The following is an 18,701-nucleotide window of genomic DNA, read 5'->3' as shown; positions in this document are numbered from 1 at the left end:
TTAAGGTATTCATCGGATACAATCCGAACACAAGCAGGAACGATAAATAACAACAAGGAAACTTTTCATGAAATCAACATGGTTCGCTATTGCTGCCCTCAGTCTGGGTTTATTCGGCTGTCAGCATGGCTCCCACGAACAACCGGTTGCAAGTCAATCATCATCTTCACAAGCACCCGAACAGGCGCTGTCGCTGGATTATCATAAATATCAGCTGGAAAACGGATTAACCGTCATTCTCCATCAGGATAACTCTGACCCATTGGTTGCCGTATCAACGCTTGTACATGTCGGCTCCAGTCGTGAAAAGCCCGGACGTACCGGCTTTGCTCATTTCTTTGAGCACATGGCTTTCAATGACTCAGAGAATGTTCCCCAGGGCGCTAACCGTAAGATGATTGAGGAGCTGGGTGGAGTGCGAAATGGGGGCACCTGGTCGGATGCCACCATCTATTATGAGGTGGTACCAAAAGATGCGTTTGAAAAAGTCATGTGGATCGATTCAGATAGACTCGGTTACATGATCAACACCGTGACTGAAGGTGCGCTGGAACGTGAAAAGCAGGTTGTCAAAAATGAAAAACGCCAACGGGTTGATAACCGTCCCTATGGTCATACAGATCATGTCATTCGTAAGAATCTGTATCCCGATGGGCACCCGTATAGCTGGACAGTTATCGGTGAGCTTGAAGATCTTCAGGCTGCGACGCTGGGCGATGTAAAGGAGTTCTATCACCAGTATTATGGGCCGTCGAATGCGACGCTGGTGATCGCCGGTGATATCGATATTGCTGAAACCAAAGAGATGGTAAAAACCTGGTTCGGTGAAATCAAAGCCGCTGAGCCTGTGCCTGATATGCCACCAATGCCGGTAAGACTGGACGACAGCAAGAGCCTCTATCATCTGGATAATTTTGCCAGGGTACCGGAACTGCGCATGACCTTACCCACGGTGGAAGATTTTCATCCTGACAGTTATGCCTTGTCGGTATTGGGGGAAATTCTGAGTTATGGAAAGCGTGCCCCTTTGTACAAGGCAATCGTCGAAGAAGGCAAGCTGGCACCGGGTGTATCCTCCTCTCAGGACAGCAGCGAATTAGCAGGTACGTTTACAATACGCGTGCGTGCAAATGCCAGTCAGGATCTTGATGAGGTTAAAACAGCTATTGACGAGGCGCTGAACACATTTGAACAAGAGGGTTTCAGTGATAATGATCTCAAGCGCATCAAAGCCCGGCAGGAGACCCGTTTCTACCGGGGCATTGCCAGTAATCTGAATAAAGCGTTTCAGCTGGGTATTTATGAGGAGTTTGCTGGCGATCCCGGATTTATCACCGAGGACATCCGCCGCATTAAAGCGGTAACCCGGGATGATGTTATGCGCGTTTATCGTCAGTATATTAAAGATAAACCCTATGTCCTGACCAGCTTTGTTCCCCATAGTGAACCTGATCTCATTGTTGATGGCGCGATAAAGGCGAATGTGGTGGAAGAAGAAATTGTCGAGGGAGCGGAGCAAGACTTCGACTCTGACAGCGAAGCTGAGTACGCCAAAACACCAACCCGTCACGACCGGTCTGAGCCACCCTTGAGTGAAGCGCCTGTCATTAGCATGCCAGAAATTGACCGCAGCAAGCTGGAAAATGGCATGACCCTGTACCATTTGCCGCACAATGAATTACCCATTGTTGAATTCATCCTGCGTATCGAAGGCGGAGCGGTGCTTGAAGCTAAAAACAAGCTGGGACAGGTGAATTTGCTTGGGGAATTAATGAATGAGGGGACGGCGAGTAAAACACCAGAACAACTTGAAGATGCCATTGGTTTGCTTGGGGCTTCGATCTCGGTGAATGGCGGTTTTGAATCAGTGATGATCACCGGTACGACGCTGGTCCGGAATTTTGAACAGACCATGGACTTGGTGACCGAGATGCTGCTCACGCCGCGCTTTGACGAAGCAGAATTTGAGCGACTCAAAGCCAGAAGGCTGAATCTTATCCAACAAAGCAAAGCGAATCCCTCCAGCGTTGCCAGTGCTGCATTCTATCGTCAGCTTTACGGTACGGAACATCGAGCGGGGCTGCCGACAGCCGGCACTGAGGAAACGGTTAGCCAACTCACGTTGGACGACATGAAGTCCTACTACGCGAAAAACCTTAGTCCGAAAAATACCTCACTCCATGTGGTTGGCGATATCACCCCGTCAGAGGTGAAAAAAGCCGTGCAACCGCTGGTAAATCATTGGCAGGGAGAGACTGTTGAGATCCCTGAACTCCCCGATGTCGCGCCAATCGAGGACGCACAAGTCTTTTTTATTGATATCCCGGATGCAAAACAGTCTGTGATCATGGCAGGTAAGCCCGCCATGCAGGGCAAACACCCTGATTATTATCCTTTCTATATCGCCCAGAATCGTCTCGGTGGTGGCTCAAGCGCCCGTTTATTCCAGACATTGCGCATCGAAAAAGGCTACACATACGGTGCCTATAGCGGTATTTCACGGCGTAATTATGTGGCGCCTTTTGTTGCCCAGTCACAGGTGCGTGCCAATGTTACCCTGGAGTCTCTCGAATTATTCCGACAGCTCATCGGTGAGTATGACGAGACCTATACTCAAAAAGATCTGGATGACACTAAGAACCTGATGCTCAAGCGCAACGCATTACGCTTTGAAACCACCGGTGATCTGGTACGCATGATGTATGACATTGATCGTCTGGAGCTACCGCTGGATTATCTGGAACAGGATCAGCAGACGTTGCAGGCCCTGACACTGGAGCAAGCGCTGGCAGTATTCAGGCAATATGGCGAAGAGCAGCAAATGCATTATATCGTGGTAGGGGACGCGAAGACGCAGTTACCAAAAGTTAAAGCCTTTACCCAGACAGATCCGGTTTTGCTTAATCGCGAGGGCGAACGTCTGTAATCTTACAAACACTGGCCTTTATGCCAGGCAACGTAAAGCCAGTCAGATTAGCTGACTGGCTTTTTCGTTTGCGGTGATGATGTTTACGGATTGCGTGTTCGGCGCATTAATCCTGGTCGCTATAATCGACACAGATAAAATCAGTGGCCCAAAGGGGCCATGAGCCTGGCGGTTACAGATTAGTCAGCCACAGCATCAGTGTGTAGAAGGCGGCAATCACCGCTGAGAACATCAGGATATAAATGAACCCCTGTTTACCTTGTTTGAGGCTGTAGCCCTGATGACGAAGGTACAGATACCATATCAGGCATAAAACCGCGGGTATGAGAAACAATAATCTGAGCAACACTCTTCCCTACATTTTTGATAACACCCTGATTCTATTTCAGTCTTTAGATGATTACCAATGTCATCGTGCTGTCTTTTTTTTGCCATGTCAGTGTCACGAAGACTTTATTTAATGGAATACCCTTTACCGACCGTAACGCTCCTTATGTCTGCACCAAAACACATTTTTAACCGGTCTGCCCGCAGTATTGAGTACAGCCGCTATCTCATGCAACAACCTTCAGTGACCCCGAATGACGCAGGATGTCAGCGATGGTTGGCTGAAAAGCTCACCAATATGGGGTTTACGTGTCAGTTTGACCATCATCAGGGAGTGAGTAACCTCATTGCCCGCTTCGGGCATAACGGCAAAACCCTGGCATTTGCCGGACATACGGATGTGGTACCTGCCGGTAATCCAGAGCAGTGGCATGAGGATCCTTTTGCTGCCACTGTGCGTGGAGAACGTCTGATAGGGCGCGGTGCCGCGGACATGAAAACCGGTATCGGCGCAATGCTTGCAGCCACGGAGCGGTTTCTCACACATAACCCCTCACCGGATTGCAATCTGCTCTGGCTTATCACCAGTGACGAAGAAGGCGAGGCAGAGCATGGCTCCAAACGTATCCGGCAGCATTTGCATGAGCAAGGCGTGCAACCCGACTACTGTGTGGTAGGCGAGCCCACAGCACGCCGGTTTACAGGGGATACGATAAAAACCGGACGCCGCGGCGCGATTTCAGCACGACTAAAGGTCTTCGGTCGCCAGGGACATGTGGCTTACCCTCAATATGCAGACAACGCGATTCACAAAATGAACAGTGTACTCGGTGCCCTGACATCCATTAACTGGGATGAGGGTAGCGACGATTTTCCCGGTACCAGCCTGCAAGTGACCCATATCGACTCGGGCAACTTTACTGACAATATTGTTCCGTCTCAGTGCACTATCTGTTTCAACCTTCGTTACAGTCACCGCTTTACCCAAAAAACACTGCAGGGGCTTATTGAAGCGGCGGTGGCAACCGAAACTGATGACTTTAGTTTGTCGTGGGAGCGTCCGTGCGAACCTTACTTTACTTCGGTGGAATCGGCCTGCAGTCTCATCGGTTATGCGGAGCAGGCCATATATGAACATACCGGGGCTTTCCCGGTATTGTCCACATCAGGTGGCACCTCTGACGGGCGCTTCTTTGCCAGCGAGCACACGCAGGTGATTGAACTAGGTGTACCAAACGCCAGTATTCATCAGGCCAATGAGTGGGTAGCGTTACAGGATATTTGCCTGCTGGAGGAAATCTACACCAGTCTGTTGCATAAAGTGGGTGGTTAAAGGTGAGTGGGAATGGGCGCAGTAAACACAGAAGTGTTTCATCATGCACTTTTAGAGTGGGCACAGGGTAGATAATGGCATCGCCGTACCGGCCCGTCCGCTGCTTGACTGATGGACTAATACTCCCGAGGCATGTAGCGCTGGCGCTTTTTCTCCTTTAGGCGCATCAAATCGACCAGCACTAATCCGTCGACACAGTCATTGAAGTCGGGGTCAACACCAAAGCTGAGAAACTTCACGCCTTCTGGTTCGCATATTTCGGTGTACTGTTTGTACAAGGTTGGTACCGCGACACCCATGTTGGCGAGCAGATGTTTTAGCCTGCTGAAATCGGTTTTGTAGTCATTACCGTGAAATTGATTCTGCAGCTCAACTGGTAATGCGTAAGGGCGGTTAGAGACGGCGAGGCCCTGTTCACCGGCGAAATACAGTTGGTAAAACTGTACCAGCAGATCTTTAGCAGGAGCGGGCAGGGCACCACTGATACTGACTGAACCAAACAGGTAGCGATAGTGCGGATGTCGTGTTAAAAATGCGCCAATTCCATACCAGAGATAGTCCAGACTGCGTTTTCCCCAATACCGGGGTTGTACAAAACTGCGTCCCAGTTCCAGCCCCTGTTCGAAGTAGTAATCCATTTGTTTACCGTAATCGAAGAGACTGGCGGTATACAGCCCCGGGCCACTGGCATTCTGAGCGAGCTTTTTGGCATCACCGAAGCGATACGCGCCAACGATTTCCAGATCGTCTTTATCCCATAACAGCAGGTGGTAGTAGTGACTGTCATAGCAGTCAATATCGCGGCGCTTATTGCTGCCCTCACCAACGGCACGAAAAGCCACTTCGCGCAACCGCCCTATTTCACGCAATACGGGTGAGCTGCCCTGATACTGATACAGATAGATGTGTTTACCATCGCCGGTCTCGCCGAGTAGTTCACATTCGTTTTTTATGGCTTTGCTCAGTTCCCGGCGATCTTCAGGCAAGGCGATGGCCCTCTGTGTTACAAAAATACCCTCTTTGCCCTGACCAATTCGGTAGAGGTGTTTTTTGAACAGTTTCACTTTCTGGTTGGGATTAATGTGCGATCCCTCATAGGCTTCAAAGGGGATCATTTCGCCGATGCGCATCGGCAGATGTTTCTTGCGCTGTTTAAACATCTCGGCCACCAGTAACAGGGTGGCCATGGGTTTGTACAACATCGACACCCCGTAGAACAGGGGGGAATTTTTACCATCAATAAAAATCGGCAGGACAGGGGCTTTGGCACTTTTGGCAATACGTAGAAAACCTCTTTGCCAACGGGTATCCCTGACACCCTGAGGGCGTAATCTGGATACTTCGCCTGCCGGAAAGACAATCAGTACACCGTCATGGCTGAGGTGTTGTTGAATTTTACTCAAGTGTTCCCTGCCTGTGCCGCCCTGCATGTTATTTACCGGTATTAACATGTTGTGTAAGGGCTTGACCGCCATCAGCATTTCATTGGCAATAACTTTTACGTCACTGCGGATCTCACTAACCATTTTTATCAGCGCCAGGCCGTCCAGTGTACCGATGGGGTGGTTGGCGATAATGACCAGCTTTCCCTGTGTTGGAATGCGCTCTTTTTCACTGTCGCGCACCGAATAACTGAAATCGAAGTACTCCAGCACCTGTTCGATGAATTCGAGACCTAATAGGTGCGGATAGTCTCGTGAGAACTCCTGAAACTCCCGCTCGTGCAATAAGCGTCGCAACACGAAGCGAGCTGAAGAAAAAACGACGGGGTGTTGAGTCAGTTTCGGGTAATGTTTTTGCAGTACGTCTTCAACGGTAAACATAGGGTTCTTCGACTCGAAATTATGATGACCAGTCTAGAGCCCAAAAATGACGATTTGATGAGGCTTTTATGGCGAAAATATGACTCAGGCGGCCTTTCGGTTGTCCGCCTGATTTAACGGATGCAGTTCTGCGCGTCGGGCCGTCCAGTACACTAACGCCAGCTTTCCGTTGTGATCCTCTGTCAGTGCTGAGCAGTTCTCAATCCAATCGCCGGTGTTGCAGTACACAATGCGCTTTTTCTGGTGGATCTCCGGATGGTGAATATGGCCGCATACAATGCCGTCCATACCCATCTCGCCTGCGACGCGACAACCAATATCCCGATAGCGGGCAATGGCATCATTCGCCCCTTTTATCCGGCTTTTAATAAATCCGGCCAGAGACCAGTAGGGATAACCCATGGCATGGCGCAATTTGTTATACCATCGATTGGCAAAGAGCAGCAGATCGTAGGCTTTGTCCCCTATCCAGGCATGCAGAGGGCCGAAGCACACTTCCTGATCAAACTGGTCGCCATGCATCAACAACAGTTTTCGGCCATCTGCGGTGGTGTGGACATACTGGCGATGGATCTCAATATCACCAAAAGCCATGCCGTCGTATTTCTGGATAGGTTCGTCATGGTTGCCGGGCAGGTAAATGACCCGTGTCCCTTCGCGGGAAAGGCTCAGTAGTCGATGAAAAAGCTGATTGTGGCTTTTTGGCCACATAAACTGTCGACTCATGGCCCACATATCGACGATATCGCCAACAAGATACAGGGTGTCGGCGCGACAGTACTCCAGAAAATCAAGCAGGTAGTCGGCTTTGCAATCCTTGTAACCAAGGTGGATGTCAGACAGCCAGAGAGTCCGGTAGTGTGCTGTTTGGGTCATGGGCATTCCCGCGACGAACTTTGCTTTACCCTAGCCAGCCTCTCTTACATTTTCGTGACGGGTATTTGAAGTTGCCATGACAGTTTTCACCAGGCAATGGACTAGAACAGATGAGATAGCGCTGCAATGGGACCCTGGCGCTCAATGATACGGTATTGCTGGCAGGTATTTGCCGAGGGCATGTCATGGCAGACAAATAAATAGCCAGTGTCATTATCAATTTTCACAAAGCTGGCTTTGGCATCAAGCAGTTTTCCTGAGTCGCCCAAACCTTGCCAATAAACGCCTTTGGAGACGATGTTGGCACGTTCATAGGTCACCAGTTCTGGCATGGGTATAAAGACAATCGCTACCAGCAAAAGTGTGAATAAAAGCAGAGCGCTGATTTTAATAAGATGAGCTTTCACGGGAACCTTGACGCGACCACAACACTTAGGATTAAGCATCATAACAAAGGGGAAGGTTAACTGTCTTGTATGCTGCTGTGTCTAAATGTAAAAGAACGTGACAGCGTCTTCATCGAGAGACATCCATGACCCTGAAAACATGAACACTTAAAGAAAGTAGAGGAAACACAAAATAGCGAGATTGCGCAAATCACCCTCGCAGAGGCAGAAGGTCTGAAGCGCCCAGTTTTAGTGATAGCCATAAAAAAAGCGCCTTACGGCGCTTTTTTCGAAGAAACCCTGTATCAGGCTAAGGCTTTGATCTTAGCAGCAAGACGACTCTTATGACGAGCAGCCTTGTTTTTATGGATCAAGCCTTTGGTTGCCATACGATCCAGCAGCGGCACAGCAGCAGCGTAAGCGCTTTGAGCGGCAGTTTTATCGCCGGCGGCAATGGCAGCCAGAACTTTTTTCAAACTGCTGCGCGTCATTGAGCGACGGCTGGCATTATGCTGGCGGCGTTTTTCGGCCTGGATGGCACGTTTCTTAGCAGACTTGATGTTAGCCAAGGTGAAACTCCCAAAAGAATTTAGTCAAAAATTAAGGGCCCGGATTATTCCTGTTATGGCCCTGGATGTCAAATGCTTTTGTTGGAATATTGCACGGCCCGTGAACGGTGAATAGGGTTTTTAAAAACTTCCCGGATGCCCCATAATACAGCCTGTTTTTCTACTCGGTACGCAATGTGTCTGTTAAGTTGTTGAAATCAGGGATTATCGTCAGCAGTATGACCCTGTTATCCAGGGTGCTGGGACTGATCAGGGATATGGTGGTGGCCAATCTCATGGGTGCCGGGGCTGCCGCCGATGTGTTCTTTTTTGCTAATAAAATCCCCAATTTTTTGCGTCGTCTGTTTGCTGAAGGTGCCTTTGCTCAGGCGTTTGTTCCTGTGCTGAGTGAGGTACAAAAAAAAGAGGATGAACAACAACTCAGGCTTTTTATCGCCAGAGTCGCAGGAACACTGGGCACCTTTGTGCTGCTGGTGACCCTTATCGGGGTCATTGGCTCCCCTGTGTTGGCAGCACTTTTCGGTACCGGCTGGTTTTTAGCCTACCTGTCTGATGAACCAGATGGGGCAAAATTTGAACTTGCCGCATTAATGCTGAAGATTACCTTTCCGTATCTTTTCTTTATTACCCTGACAGGGCTTAGCGGTGCAATACTGAATACGCTCAACCGTTTTGCGGTTGCCGCCTTTACCCCCGTACTGCTCAACGTGTGTATTATCAGTGCGGCTATCTGGCTGTCACCGCGGCTCGACGAACCCGCGTTAGGCCTGGCCTGGGGGGTGTTTTTCGGTGGTATCGTACAACTGCTGTTTCAGTTGCCGTTTCTGCGCCGAACCGGGTTATTAGTTAAACCTCGCTGGGGCTGGCGGGATGAAAAGGTCAGTAAAGTCCGGCGGCTGATGATCCCGGCGTTGTTCGGTGTATCGGTCAGTCAAATCAATCTGTTGTTAGACACGCTGATCGCCAGTTTTCTGGTCACCGGCTCTATTAGCTGGCTCTATTACTCCGATCGCTTGTTGGAATTTCCTCTGGGGCTTTTCGGGATTGCTATCGCTACCGTTATTCTGCCTGCTTTGTCGCGCAATCATGTCAGTGCCCACAGCCATCAATTCCGGGCCAATATGGACTGGGCCCTGAGAATGGTATGTATACTCGGAATACCCGCGTCAGCAGGCCTGATAGTGTTGGCAGAACCCTTGTTGACGGTGTTGTTTGTGCGAGGGGAATTCGGTGCAAACGACGCCAGAATGGCCTCTTATAGCCTGATGGCTTATGGCTCAGGATTACTCAGTTTTATGTTGGTGAAAGTCTTCGCACCAGGTTTTTTCTCCAGGCAGGATACCAGGACACCGGTGCGTTATGGCATCTGGGCGATGGCCTCTAACATGCTGTTTAATATTGTTCTGGCAATCCCTTTTGGTTATGTGGGGCTGGCTATTGCTACGGCGATGTCGGCCACACTCAACGCGTTCCTGCTTTATCAGAAGTTGCACCGCCTGGATGTTTACAAGGTGGATGCAGACAGTCTTTGGTTTATCGGGCGGGTAATGCTGGCCACGGCTGTCATGGTGGGGTGTCTGTGGGCCATGATGCCCGCTTCGGGTAGCTGGACAGCCTGGACGCTGGGTGAACAGGTTAGTCAACTGAGCATATTGATAGGGCTTGGCGTAGTAAGCCTGGCCGTTGCTGCCGTGGTGTTGGGCATCCGCCCCCAGGATCTCAATCGACAGCCAAATCTTCCCTAATAAAACGAAAATCTGACAATCCGGACATTGCCAAATGTGGTGATAGCCGGTGACGTTTTTGTTGATAACAGAGTGAATGACCCAGCAACGATTGATAGGGTCAGGGTGCCAGATGCCAGTGCAGTGGACCTGCACTGCTGAGGCTCGCAATTTGGGGCTAATTGGGTATAATCCGGTGTTTTTGTTTTGGCTGGATAGAGCATAAAAAGGGGCAATGGGTGGAGCTGATTCGTGGGCTGCATAATATCCGCGACAGGCACAAGGGTTGTGTACTGACTATCGGTAAGTTTGATGGCGTCCATTTGGGCCATCAGGCCGTTATCCGCAACCTGATCGAACAAGCCAGAAACATGCAGCTACCGGCAACAGTGATGGTGTTTGAGCCGCAGCCTGAGGAAGTGTTTTCACCGGATACGGCACCAGCCCGAATTAGCAGACTGAGAGACAAGTACGCTCAGCTGAGAAGGCTGGGAGTAGACAGATTGTTGTGTATCCGTTTCGACCGGCACTTTTCCCAATATACCGCGGAGTTCTTCGTCGAACAGTTGCTGGTAAAAAAACTGGGCGTTAAATTCCTGGTGGTGGGCGACGACTTTCGTTTTGGCAAAGGTCGCAAGGGCGACTTCAGTATGCTCGAAAAGGAAGGTCAGCGCTTTGGTTTTGACGTGGTCAGTACCCGAAGCTTTCGTCTTAAAGAGTGCCGTATCAGCTCCACCGCCGTGAGAGAAGCCCTGGCAGAGAGTGATTTTGAGCGAGTGACAGCCATGCTGGGGCGACCTTTCAGTCTGGTGGGAAAAGTGGTGCATGGGGATAAAAATGGCCGCACAATAGGCTTTCCCACGGCTAATGTCCTGCTCAACCGCTGCCGAGCGCCTGTAGCGGGCGTGTTTGCTGTGAAAGTGAGGGTCGATGCAGGGGAATACGATGGGGTTTGTAATATTGGTACCCGTCCCACCTTAAATGGTCAGCGCTCGCAACTTGAAGTGCATCTGTTTGACTTCGATGACAGCCTGTACGGTAAAACCCTTGAAGTTGAGCTGGTGGCCAAAATAAGAAATGAAATCAAATTTTCGTCTTTGCAGGAGCTGCAGACGCAAATTCAAAACGATGCAGAGCGAGCGAGGGCAATACTGGCCTCGCACTTGCCAAGCTAATTTACCCAATCATCATTGGGCAGGCCCGCTTCCAGCGGGCGGACATGAACTGACAGACAGTGGAACAGAGAATCGATGAGCGACTATAAACATACATTGAACTTGCCGGAAACCGAATTTCCGATGCGCGGCAACTTAGCTCAACGTGAGCCACAGATGCTCAAGGCGTGGACCGAAGACGGTCTGTACCACAAAATTCGTCAGGCGAAAGCGGGTAAAACACCCTTTGTCCTGCATGATGGCCCTCCTTATGCCAACGGCAATATTCACATTGGTCATGCAGTGAACAAGATCCTCAAAGACATTATTGTGAAATCAAAAACACTGGCGGATTTTGATGCCCCATATGTACCGGGCTGGGATTGCCATGGTTTGCCCATTGAGCTGCAGGTTGAAAAGAAAGTCGGTAAACCCGGCAAAAAAGTCACAGAAGCGGAATTCCGTGAACACTGCCGCGAATATGCCGAAAAGCAAATTGCCGGACAGAAAACCGACTTTATTCGTCTTGGGGTGCTGGGAGAGTGGGATAAGCCCTATAAAACCATGGATTTTCAGTCGGAAGCGGACATTATCCGCGTGCTGGGTCAGATCATCGATGCCGGCCATCTGGAGAAAGGCTTCAAGCCGGTACATTGGTGCACCGACTGCGGCTCCGCGTTAGCCGAAGCTGAAGTGGAATATAAAGACAAGGTCTCTCCATCCATTGATGTGGGCTATCCAGCCGTGGATGAATCTGCGTTGGTGGAAAGATTCAAGCACCCTGAAAATCATGTAGGCGAGGGGCCGGTTTCGGTGGTCATGTGGACAACGACCCCCTGGACCTTGCCGGCCAGTCAGGCTATCTGCGTTCACCCTTCGTTGGAATATTGTCTGGTTCAGGCCGATACCGAGAGCGGTAAACGTCGTTTGATTGTGGCGGCTGAATTGGTCGATCAGTGCATGGACAGATTTGGCATCAGTCGTTATCACGCGCTGGGCTACTGTAAAGGTATTGAGCTGGAGAATCAGCGCCTTCACCATCCGTTTTACGACTACGATGTACCTGTGATAATGGGAGAACATGTCACCACAGATTCGGGTACGGGCTGTGTTCATACGGCTCCTGGTCATGGTGTGGATGACTTTATCGTGGGTAAGAAATACGGTCTTGAGGTGGTAAACCCTGTCGGTGCCAATGGCGTGTATCTTGAGGATACCCCTCTGTTTGCTGGTGAGCATGTGTTTAAGGCCAATGACCATGTTGTTGAGGTGCTGAAGGAAAAGCATAACCTGATGCACCACCACGCCTACGAGCACAGCTATCCGCATTGCTGGCGACATAAAACACCCATCATTTTCCGCGCTACGCCGCAGTGGTTTATTGGCATGGATAAAAATGGTCTGCGCCGTGATTCACTCAAAGAAATTGCCAAAACACAGTGGATTCCCGACTGGGGACAGAGCCGCATTGAGAGCATGGTAGAAGGTCGCCCCGATTGGTGTATTTCCCGTCAGCGGACATGGGGGGTGCCCATCGCCTTATTCGTCCATAAAGACACTGGTGAGCTGCATCCGGATAGTCAGAGACTATTGGAAGAGGTTGCGCAGCAAGTGGAACAAAAGGGGATTCAGGCATGGTGGGACCTGGAAACAAAGAGCCTGCTGGGTGAAGACGCTCAGGATTATGTAAAGGTCAAAGATACCCTGGATGTCTGGTTCGACTCAGGCGTTACCCACTATTTTGTGGTGGATCGCCGTGAGGATATCCCTGCTTCGGCGGATTTATATCTGGAGGGATCGGATCAGCACCGTGGCTGGTTTATGTCCTCTTTGATGACCTCAGTGGCTGCCAAAGGCCATGCACCTTATAAACAAGTGCTGACCCATGGTTTTACCGTTGATGCGAAGGGCAAGAAAATGTCCAAGTCACTGGGTAATGTGGTGTCGCCGCAGGATGTGATGAACAAACTTGGCGCGGATATCCTGCGCCTGTGGGTTGCCTCCACCGATTATCGTGGTGAGATGACCGTCTCAGATGAAATTCTCAAACGGGCTGCCGATGCCTATCGTCGAATTCGAAATACCTGTCGTTTTCTGCTCTCTAACCTGAGTGGATTCTCACCTGAGACGGATCAGGTGCCGGCTAAAGACATGGTTGCATTGGATCGCTGGATCATGGGCCGTGCACAGGTGTTGCAGCAAGAATTGACAGAGGCCTATGATCGCTATGATTTCCTGGTGGTCACCCAGAAATTAATGAACTTCTGCTCAATAGAACTTGGCAGTTTTTATCTGGATATTATTAAAGACAGGCAATACACCGCAAAGGCGGACAGCATTGCCCGCCGTTCGTGTCAGACAGCGCTGTACCATATTGCTGAAATTCTGGTGAGACTGATGGCGCCGGTCATGAGCTTCACGGCACAGGAGATCTGGCAGGCTTTACCAGGTAAGCGTCAGCAATATGTATTTGCCGATACCTGGTATGAAGGACTCGATGACTTGGCCGTTGAAGATGAGTTTGGCAACACCTATTGGCAGCAGCTTATCGCTGTTAAAGATGCGGTGAATAAAGCCCTGGAACAGGCCAGACGCGATGGTCTGATCGGAGGCTCTCTGGAAGCCAATGTGACCCTGTATGCCTCAGCACCGCTGGCAGATGTACTGCGTAAACTCTCTGATGAGCTGAGATTCGTACTGATTACCTCTTCGGCCCAGGTTGCCGATGAGCACTCGCGTCCTGATACACTGTCACCATCAGAAATGGCAGGATTGTGGGTGCAGGTGACTAAATCGGACGGCAGCAAGTGTGTGCGTTGCTGGCACCATCGTGAAGATGTTGGCGACAATGAACAGCATCCGCAGCTATGTGGACGTTGTATTGATAATGTCGATGGACAGGGTGAGCAACGTCACTATGCTTAAACTGTTTCGGGATACCGGCTTACGATGGTTATGGTTGGCAGGCGTGGTATTGTTGTGCGATCAGCTGACCAAAATTTGGGTGCTGGAAGGGATGGCGTTGTATCAATCTATCCCTGTCATGCCCTACTTTAATCTGACTCATGTGCATAATTATGGTGCAGCTTTTAGTTTCTTAAGCAACGCCGGAGGTTGGCAACGTTGGTTCTTTACAGCCATTGCGCTGACGGTCAGCGTTCTGATCCTGTTTTGGCTGCGCCAGAGTAAAAAAGAGCAGGTGCTGTTGCCCTGTGCCTTTAGCCTGATACTTGGCGGTGCCCTGGGTAACCTTTATGATCGCCTGGCGTATGGCTATGTTGTGGATTTTCTCGATTTCTACGTGGGCGAGTGGCACTGGCCGGCGTTCAATCTTGCTGACAGCGCCATTTTTGTTGGCGCAGCCTTGCTGATCATCGATGCCTTTCGCAACAATGGGGTAAAAACAGATGACTAAAATCATTGGCGCAGACAGTGAAGTGGTGTTGCACTTCGATCTGAAACTTGAAGATGGCTCTGCTGCCGATAGCACCAGGGTCAACAATAAACCGGCGAAACTTAAAATCGGTGACGGCAGTCTGACAGAAAACTTTGAAGCCTGCCTGATGGGCTTGCAGGAAGGTCAGCGCAAGAGTTTTACCCTTGCCCCTGAAGATGCCTTTGGCATGCCCAATCCGGATAATATTCATCATATGGATCGTGGCCGCTTTGGCGCCGATGCGCCGCCCGAAAAAGGCATGATACTGGCGTTTTCTCAGCCAGGAGGGGCCGAGATCCCGGGGATCGTTCGTGACGTGGCCGGCGATTCTGTGACCGTGGATTTTAATCATCCGCTGGCGGGCCACAAAGTCATTTTTGATGTGGAAATTCTGCAAATAACTTAAGCTGAGACTCTATGCAAATTCATCTGGCAAACCCAAGAGGCTTCTGTGCTGGCGTAGATCGCGCCATCACTATCGTTGAGCGGGCTCTTGAGATCTTTTCACCTCCTATCTACGTTCGCCACGAAGTGGTGCACAACAAGTTTGTGGTGGACGGTCTCAAAGACCGGGGCGCCTGTTTTGTGGATGAATTGAGCGAGGTTCCTGATGACAGTATTGTGATTTTCTCGGCACACGGGGTGTCACAAGCCGTTCGACAGGAAGCCGATGCGCGAGGCCTGAAAGTGTTTGACGCGACCTGTCCTTTGGTCACTAAAGTGCATATGGAAGTGACCCGGGCCAGCAAAAAAGGTGTCGAGTGCGTTCTTATTGGTCATCAGGGCCACCCTGAAGTAGAAGGTACAATGGGGCAATATGACAATGCCAGTGGTGGAATATACCTGGTGGAGTCAGTAGATGATGTTGCACATCTTGAGGTGAAAAATCCACAGGCGCTGTACTACTGCAGTCAGACAACCCTGTCTGTAGATGACACCGCCGATATCATTGATGCGCTTCGCAATAAGTTTCCTGCCATAGAAGGGCCGCGCAAGGATGACATTTGCTATGCCACTCAGAACCGGCAAGATGCAGTTCGAGAGCTGGCACAGGCCTGCGACGTGTTATTGGTCGTGGGCGCGCAAAACAGCTCTAATTCTAACCGGCTGCGCGAACTTGCCGAGAAAACTGGTGCCCGTGCCCATCTTATTGCCGGTGCGGATTGCATCAAGCCACAGTGGCTGGAAGCCGTCTCTCATGTGGGCGTAACCGCCGGAGCCTCGGCCCCGGAAGTGTTGGTGCAGGGGGTAGTCGATAAACTGAAATCCTGGGGCGCAGAGGTAGTGATAGAGACACCGGGTCGCCAGGAAAATATCGAATTTGCGGTGCCCAAAGAGCTGCGCATCAAACAGCTATGAGTAATAGGCTGAGAGCGCAGTTTACCAACAGCCCGCAGGCGTTTTCGCCATAGATTGATTAAGTGTCAGTGGACTGCAGGCAGAATCCCCACTCTGACTGCCTTTTGCTGTGGCCCTTAATGTGTACGTGGTGGCCGTCGCGTTTGCAACCGTAAAGGTATAATAGTCACTGACCGGCACCCCCAATGCTGCTGTATCCGCATAGGTATCGTTCTCCAGCCGATAGGCTTCCTGCTGTAGCTGCATCTGCAATAATTGCTGTTTCGCGTCGTTGCGCCGGGAGCTGGTAATCTGGTTCTGATAAGACGGAACCGCAACCGCGGCAATGATGCCAATGATGGCAACAACGATCATTAATTCTATTAGTGTCATACCTGAGATACGGCGCATACCTTTTACATACCTTTATTGTGACCGCTGTGGTCTAAACTAGTCATACATGTGATGCATTAGCACAGTTAAACTGATACTGGATAAGCATCTTCAGAGCATCATTATAGTGGGTTAACGAAATGGTTGGGTATAAGTATTGAAAACTATGTACATAAACAAAGGCATCTCCTTGCTTGAGCTTCTTATCACCATCGCAGTGGTCGGTATTACCATTACCCTTGGTGCGCCAGCCATCATTGATGCGTTTAAATCTCAACAAGTTAAAGGCGCCACGCAAAATGGTTACTTTATGCTTCAATACGCGCGCTCGGTGGCAATCAGTAAAGGCAGCGATGTCACTATTGATTTTGTATCCGGAAATAATTGGTGCGTGGGTATTAGCGATGCAGGCGCCTGTGACTGCGGAGTGGCGAATAGCTGTTTAATAGATGGTGTGGAACAACGAGTGGCTTTCACCGATTACAATGATGTCAAAATGCAGAACCTTGCCTTTGCAGGAGGTACATCGGTTATTGATGGCATGCGCGGCATGTCTGTGGGCAATGCCGGCAGTTTTGAACTGAGCGACGGTACCAATACCTTACGCTTGGTGATGAGCAATCTGGGACGAGTAAGAATCTGCGCGGTGGCAGGCAATGTAGGAGACTATCCGGCATGTTAGAACAACGAAGACAAAGAGGTGCCAGCCTGGTGGAGCTGATGATTGCCATGGTACTGGGTATGGCGTCGCTTTCCTTACTCGCGTCAGTCACCGGATATGGTATCGGTACCAATGCGAATCTTCTCAATCAATCGCGTTTGACAGAAGAGCTACGAGCGGTACTTTTTTTAATGAAGCGAGAGATACGCCGGGCGGGGATTAATGGTGATGCGCTTGCCAGAGTTCAGGACCCGGTGGCAAACCCTTCGGCCTTCGCCAACAGCATCGTGCTGGGAGCCTATCCCGGGGAGATGGCTAACAGTTGCATTTTGTTCAGCTATGACGCTGATTTGGATGGTGAACTGGATGTCCCGGCAAACAATGAAAATTACGGATTCAGGTTACGGGATGGCGCGATAGAGGTACGACAGGCTGGTATCGGATGCGAGGACGATGGTTGGCAGGATGTGACCGATAGTGAAGTGGTCGGGATTACCAGCTTGAGTTTTACCCTTGCGCAGACCACCAGCAATCAGGTCAGCAGTTATGAGGTAACCATCGACCTTATTGGTGAACTCAACAATACTCCACAGTTTAATCGCCATTACGAGGAAAATGTGTTGGTGCGGGCTTATGACTAATCTTAATTCCCCTGTTAAGCAAAAAGGCGCCATGATCCTGGTTTCGGTGGTGTTACTTCTGGTGGTTGTGCTGATGGTAACCTTGTATACCGGCAGAGTGAAAACCCTGCAGCACAAGACGCTACTCAATGAACAAAATTACGCACTTGCTTTTGCCGCCGCAGAAGCCGGACTGATGAAAGGGTTAGGTCGGTTATCTGAAGAACCTGCCTGGGATGGCAGTGCCTTTAATACGACACTGCCTGAAGACACCTCTTACTCAGTCTCCGGGGTTAGGCAATTAGTTGCAAAACAATCTACCACCGTCACCGTGATGGATCTCGTTTCGGTGGGCTCTTCTGCCGATAATCTTGCCACCGCTACGGTGCGTGAATCCGCATTGTTGTATTCGGTATTGGCAAACCCGCCTGATGCCCCCTTGATTGTGGCCGGTGGCATGGCGGTAACCGGTAATTTCGAAGTAACGGCCAATCCCAATGGTGGCGGCACTGGAGTGCCTTTGTCTATCTGGACCGATCAGACCGTCGATATGAATAATGGAAGTGGCACCACCTGTGGCTTGCAGGAGTTTAATGATGGCAATTGCAGTGCCAGCCCCTATTCTGAAAAAGGGTTTAAAAATCTGGATATTGTCGATGATGACCCCGGTTTTCCTGATGATTTGATGGAGTATCTGTTTAATGTTCCTGAAGCCGAATGGCCGCAGTTACGTGCGGATGCCGATCAGGTACTGGCAGACTGCAGTTCATTAAATGCAGCCTCTGTGGGGCTAATCTGGGTGGATGGTCATTGTTCAGTCAATGCCGGTACGATAATCGGGAGCACTGCTGCACCGGTAATACTTATTGTTACCGACGGGAACATAAAAATGAACGGCGGCGCAGAGCTTTTCGGTATTTTATTTTCATTTCGTAAGCCCGGTGTTGTAGCCGATTTTGAGATTGACATGGCCGGTGGCGCCAGAGTGAATGGCGTGGTGGCCTCTAATCACCCCATTGGCCATGCCAATGGTACTTATAACGCCGTTTATGATGCGGATGTACTGGAGTCTATCGAGCAGCACGATGCGTTTCGTCGTGTTGGACGGATCCCAGGTAGCTGGCGGGACTATTAA

At 50.3% G+C, this 18,701-nt stretch carries 17 protein-coding genes; 11 read left to right on the top strand and 6 right to left on the bottom strand.

Features of this window, described 5'->3' with window-relative positions; all coding sequences use genetic code 11:
* Window positions 1-67 precede the first annotated feature (67 nt).
* A complete protein-coding gene (locus CCY32_RS15125) occupies window positions 68-2,926 on the top strand; it encodes a pitrilysin family protein (protein ID WP_088332178.1) in 2,859 nt (952 codons plus the stop codon).
* Window positions 2,927-3,098: 172 nt separating this feature from the next.
* Here the strand turns inward: CCY32_RS15125 and CCY32_RS17250 are convergent, their stop codons facing one another.
* Window positions 3,099-3,272 (bottom strand): hypothetical protein, encoded by a 174-nt coding sequence (locus tag CCY32_RS17250; RefSeq protein ID WP_168171542.1) that lies wholly within the window; start codon window positions 3,270-3,272, stop codon window positions 3,099-3,101.
* A 147-nt stretch (window positions 3,273-3,419) separates the two neighbouring features.
* Between CCY32_RS17250 and dapE the strand changes: the two genes are divergently transcribed.
* Window positions 3,420-4,586 (top strand): succinyl-diaminopimelate desuccinylase, encoded by a 1,167-nt coding sequence (gene dapE / locus CCY32_RS15120; RefSeq protein WP_088332176.1) that lies wholly within the window; start codon window positions 3,420-3,422, stop codon window positions 4,584-4,586.
* A 116-nt stretch (window positions 4,587-4,702) separates the two neighbouring features.
* Here the strand turns inward: dapE and CCY32_RS15115 are convergent, their stop codons facing one another.
* The 4 genes from CCY32_RS15115 to rpsT all read right to left on the bottom strand — a co-directional run bounded on the left by CCY32_RS15115 (window position 4,703) and on the right by rpsT (window position 8,240).
* On the bottom strand, window positions 4,703-6,409 hold the full coding sequence (locus CCY32_RS15115; RefSeq protein WP_088332174.1) for a lysophospholipid acyltransferase family protein: 1,707 nt from the start codon (window positions 6,407-6,409) through the stop codon (window positions 4,703-4,705).
* An 84-nt stretch (window positions 6,410-6,493) separates the two neighbouring features.
* Window positions 6,494-7,285 (bottom strand): UDP-2,3-diacylglucosamine diphosphatase, encoded by a 792-nt coding sequence (locus CCY32_RS15110; RefSeq protein WP_210401757.1) that lies wholly within the window; start codon window positions 7,283-7,285, stop codon window positions 6,494-6,496.
* 101 nt (window positions 7,286-7,386) lie between these two features.
* Entirely contained in the window at window positions 7,387-7,692 is a 306-nt protein-coding gene (locus tag CCY32_RS15105) for a hypothetical protein (RefSeq protein WP_141096243.1), read from the bottom strand.
* Window positions 7,693-7,976: 284 nt separating this feature from the next.
* A complete protein-coding gene (gene rpsT / locus CCY32_RS15100) occupies window positions 7,977-8,240 on the bottom strand; it encodes a 30S ribosomal protein S20 (protein WP_088332168.1) in 264 nt (87 codons plus the stop codon).
* A gap of 176 nt (window positions 8,241-8,416) precedes the next feature.
* On the opposite strand from rpsT, the gene murJ reads away from it, so the two are divergent.
* The 6 genes from murJ (at window position 8,417) to ispH (ending at window position 15,913) form a co-directional block, all read left to right on the top strand.
* A complete protein-coding gene (murJ, locus tag CCY32_RS15095) occupies window positions 8,417-9,985 on the top strand; it encodes a murein biosynthesis integral membrane protein MurJ (protein ID WP_088332166.1) in 1,569 nt (522 codons plus the stop codon).
* Between the two features lie 218 nt (window positions 9,986-10,203).
* Window positions 10,204-11,139 (top strand): bifunctional riboflavin kinase/FAD synthetase, encoded by a 936-nt coding sequence (ribF, locus tag CCY32_RS15090; RefSeq protein WP_088332164.1) that lies wholly within the window; start codon window positions 10,204-10,206, stop codon window positions 11,137-11,139.
* A gap of 75 nt (window positions 11,140-11,214) precedes the next feature.
* Window positions 11,215-14,043 carry an isoleucine--tRNA ligase gene (gene ileS / locus CCY32_RS15085; RefSeq protein WP_088332162.1) on the top strand — a complete coding sequence of 943 codons (2,829 nt, stop codon included), beginning with the start codon at window positions 11,215-11,217 and terminating at the stop codon, window positions 14,041-14,043.
* A complete protein-coding gene (gene lspA / locus CCY32_RS15080; protein ID WP_088332160.1) occupies window positions 14,036-14,533 on the top strand; it encodes a signal peptidase II in 498 nt (165 codons plus the stop codon). The genes ileS and lspA overlap by 8 nt, the downstream gene beginning before the upstream one ends.
* Window positions 14,526-14,960 (top strand): FKBP-type peptidyl-prolyl cis-trans isomerase, encoded by a 435-nt coding sequence (gene fkpB / locus CCY32_RS15075; RefSeq protein WP_088332158.1) that lies wholly within the window; start codon window positions 14,526-14,528, stop codon window positions 14,958-14,960. Before lspA ends, fkpB begins: the two co-directional genes overlap by 8 nt.
* 11 nt (window positions 14,961-14,971) lie before the next feature.
* Window positions 14,972-15,913, top strand: coding sequence for a 4-hydroxy-3-methylbut-2-enyl diphosphate reductase (gene ispH, locus CCY32_RS15070; RefSeq protein WP_088332156.1), 942 nt, complete (start codon window positions 14,972-14,974; stop codon window positions 15,911-15,913).
* 21 nt (window positions 15,914-15,934) lie between these two features.
* Here the strand turns inward: ispH and CCY32_RS17480 are convergent, their stop codons facing one another.
* Window positions 15,935-16,303 carry a type IV pilin protein gene (locus CCY32_RS17480; protein WP_088332154.1) on the bottom strand — a complete coding sequence of 123 codons (369 nt, stop codon included), beginning with the start codon at window positions 16,301-16,303 and terminating at the stop codon, window positions 15,935-15,937.
* Between the two features lie 148 nt (window positions 16,304-16,451).
* Here CCY32_RS17480 and CCY32_RS15060 point away from each other — a divergent pair, with 148 nt between their 5' ends.
* Genes CCY32_RS15060 through CCY32_RS17245 form a run of 3 tightly spaced genes read left to right on the top strand, consistent with a single transcriptional unit; the run spans window position 16,452 to window position 18,701 of the window.
* Window positions 16,452-16,967 carry a GspH/FimT family pseudopilin gene (locus CCY32_RS15060; protein WP_088332152.1) on the top strand — a complete coding sequence of 172 codons (516 nt, stop codon included), beginning with the start codon at window positions 16,452-16,454 and terminating at the stop codon, window positions 16,965-16,967.
* Window positions 16,961-17,587, top strand: coding sequence for a prepilin-type N-terminal cleavage/methylation domain-containing protein (locus tag CCY32_RS15055; protein ID WP_088332150.1), 627 nt, complete (start codon window positions 16,961-16,963; stop codon window positions 17,585-17,587). The genes CCY32_RS15060 and CCY32_RS15055 overlap by 7 nt, the downstream gene beginning before the upstream one ends.
* Window positions 17,580-18,701: a hypothetical protein gene (locus CCY32_RS17245; protein WP_168171541.1), complete on the top strand. Its 1,122-nt coding sequence runs from the start codon at window positions 17,580-17,582 to the stop codon at window positions 18,699-18,701. Before CCY32_RS15055 ends, CCY32_RS17245 begins: the two co-directional genes overlap by 8 nt.

Source organism: Lacimicrobium sp. SS2-24 (assembly GCF_002201535.1).
Classification (GTDB): domain Bacteria; phylum Pseudomonadota; class Gammaproteobacteria; order Enterobacterales; family Alteromonadaceae; genus Lacimicrobium.
Note: the sequence above shows the minus strand (reverse complement) of the source record. Positions and strands in the feature narration are given on the sequence as shown.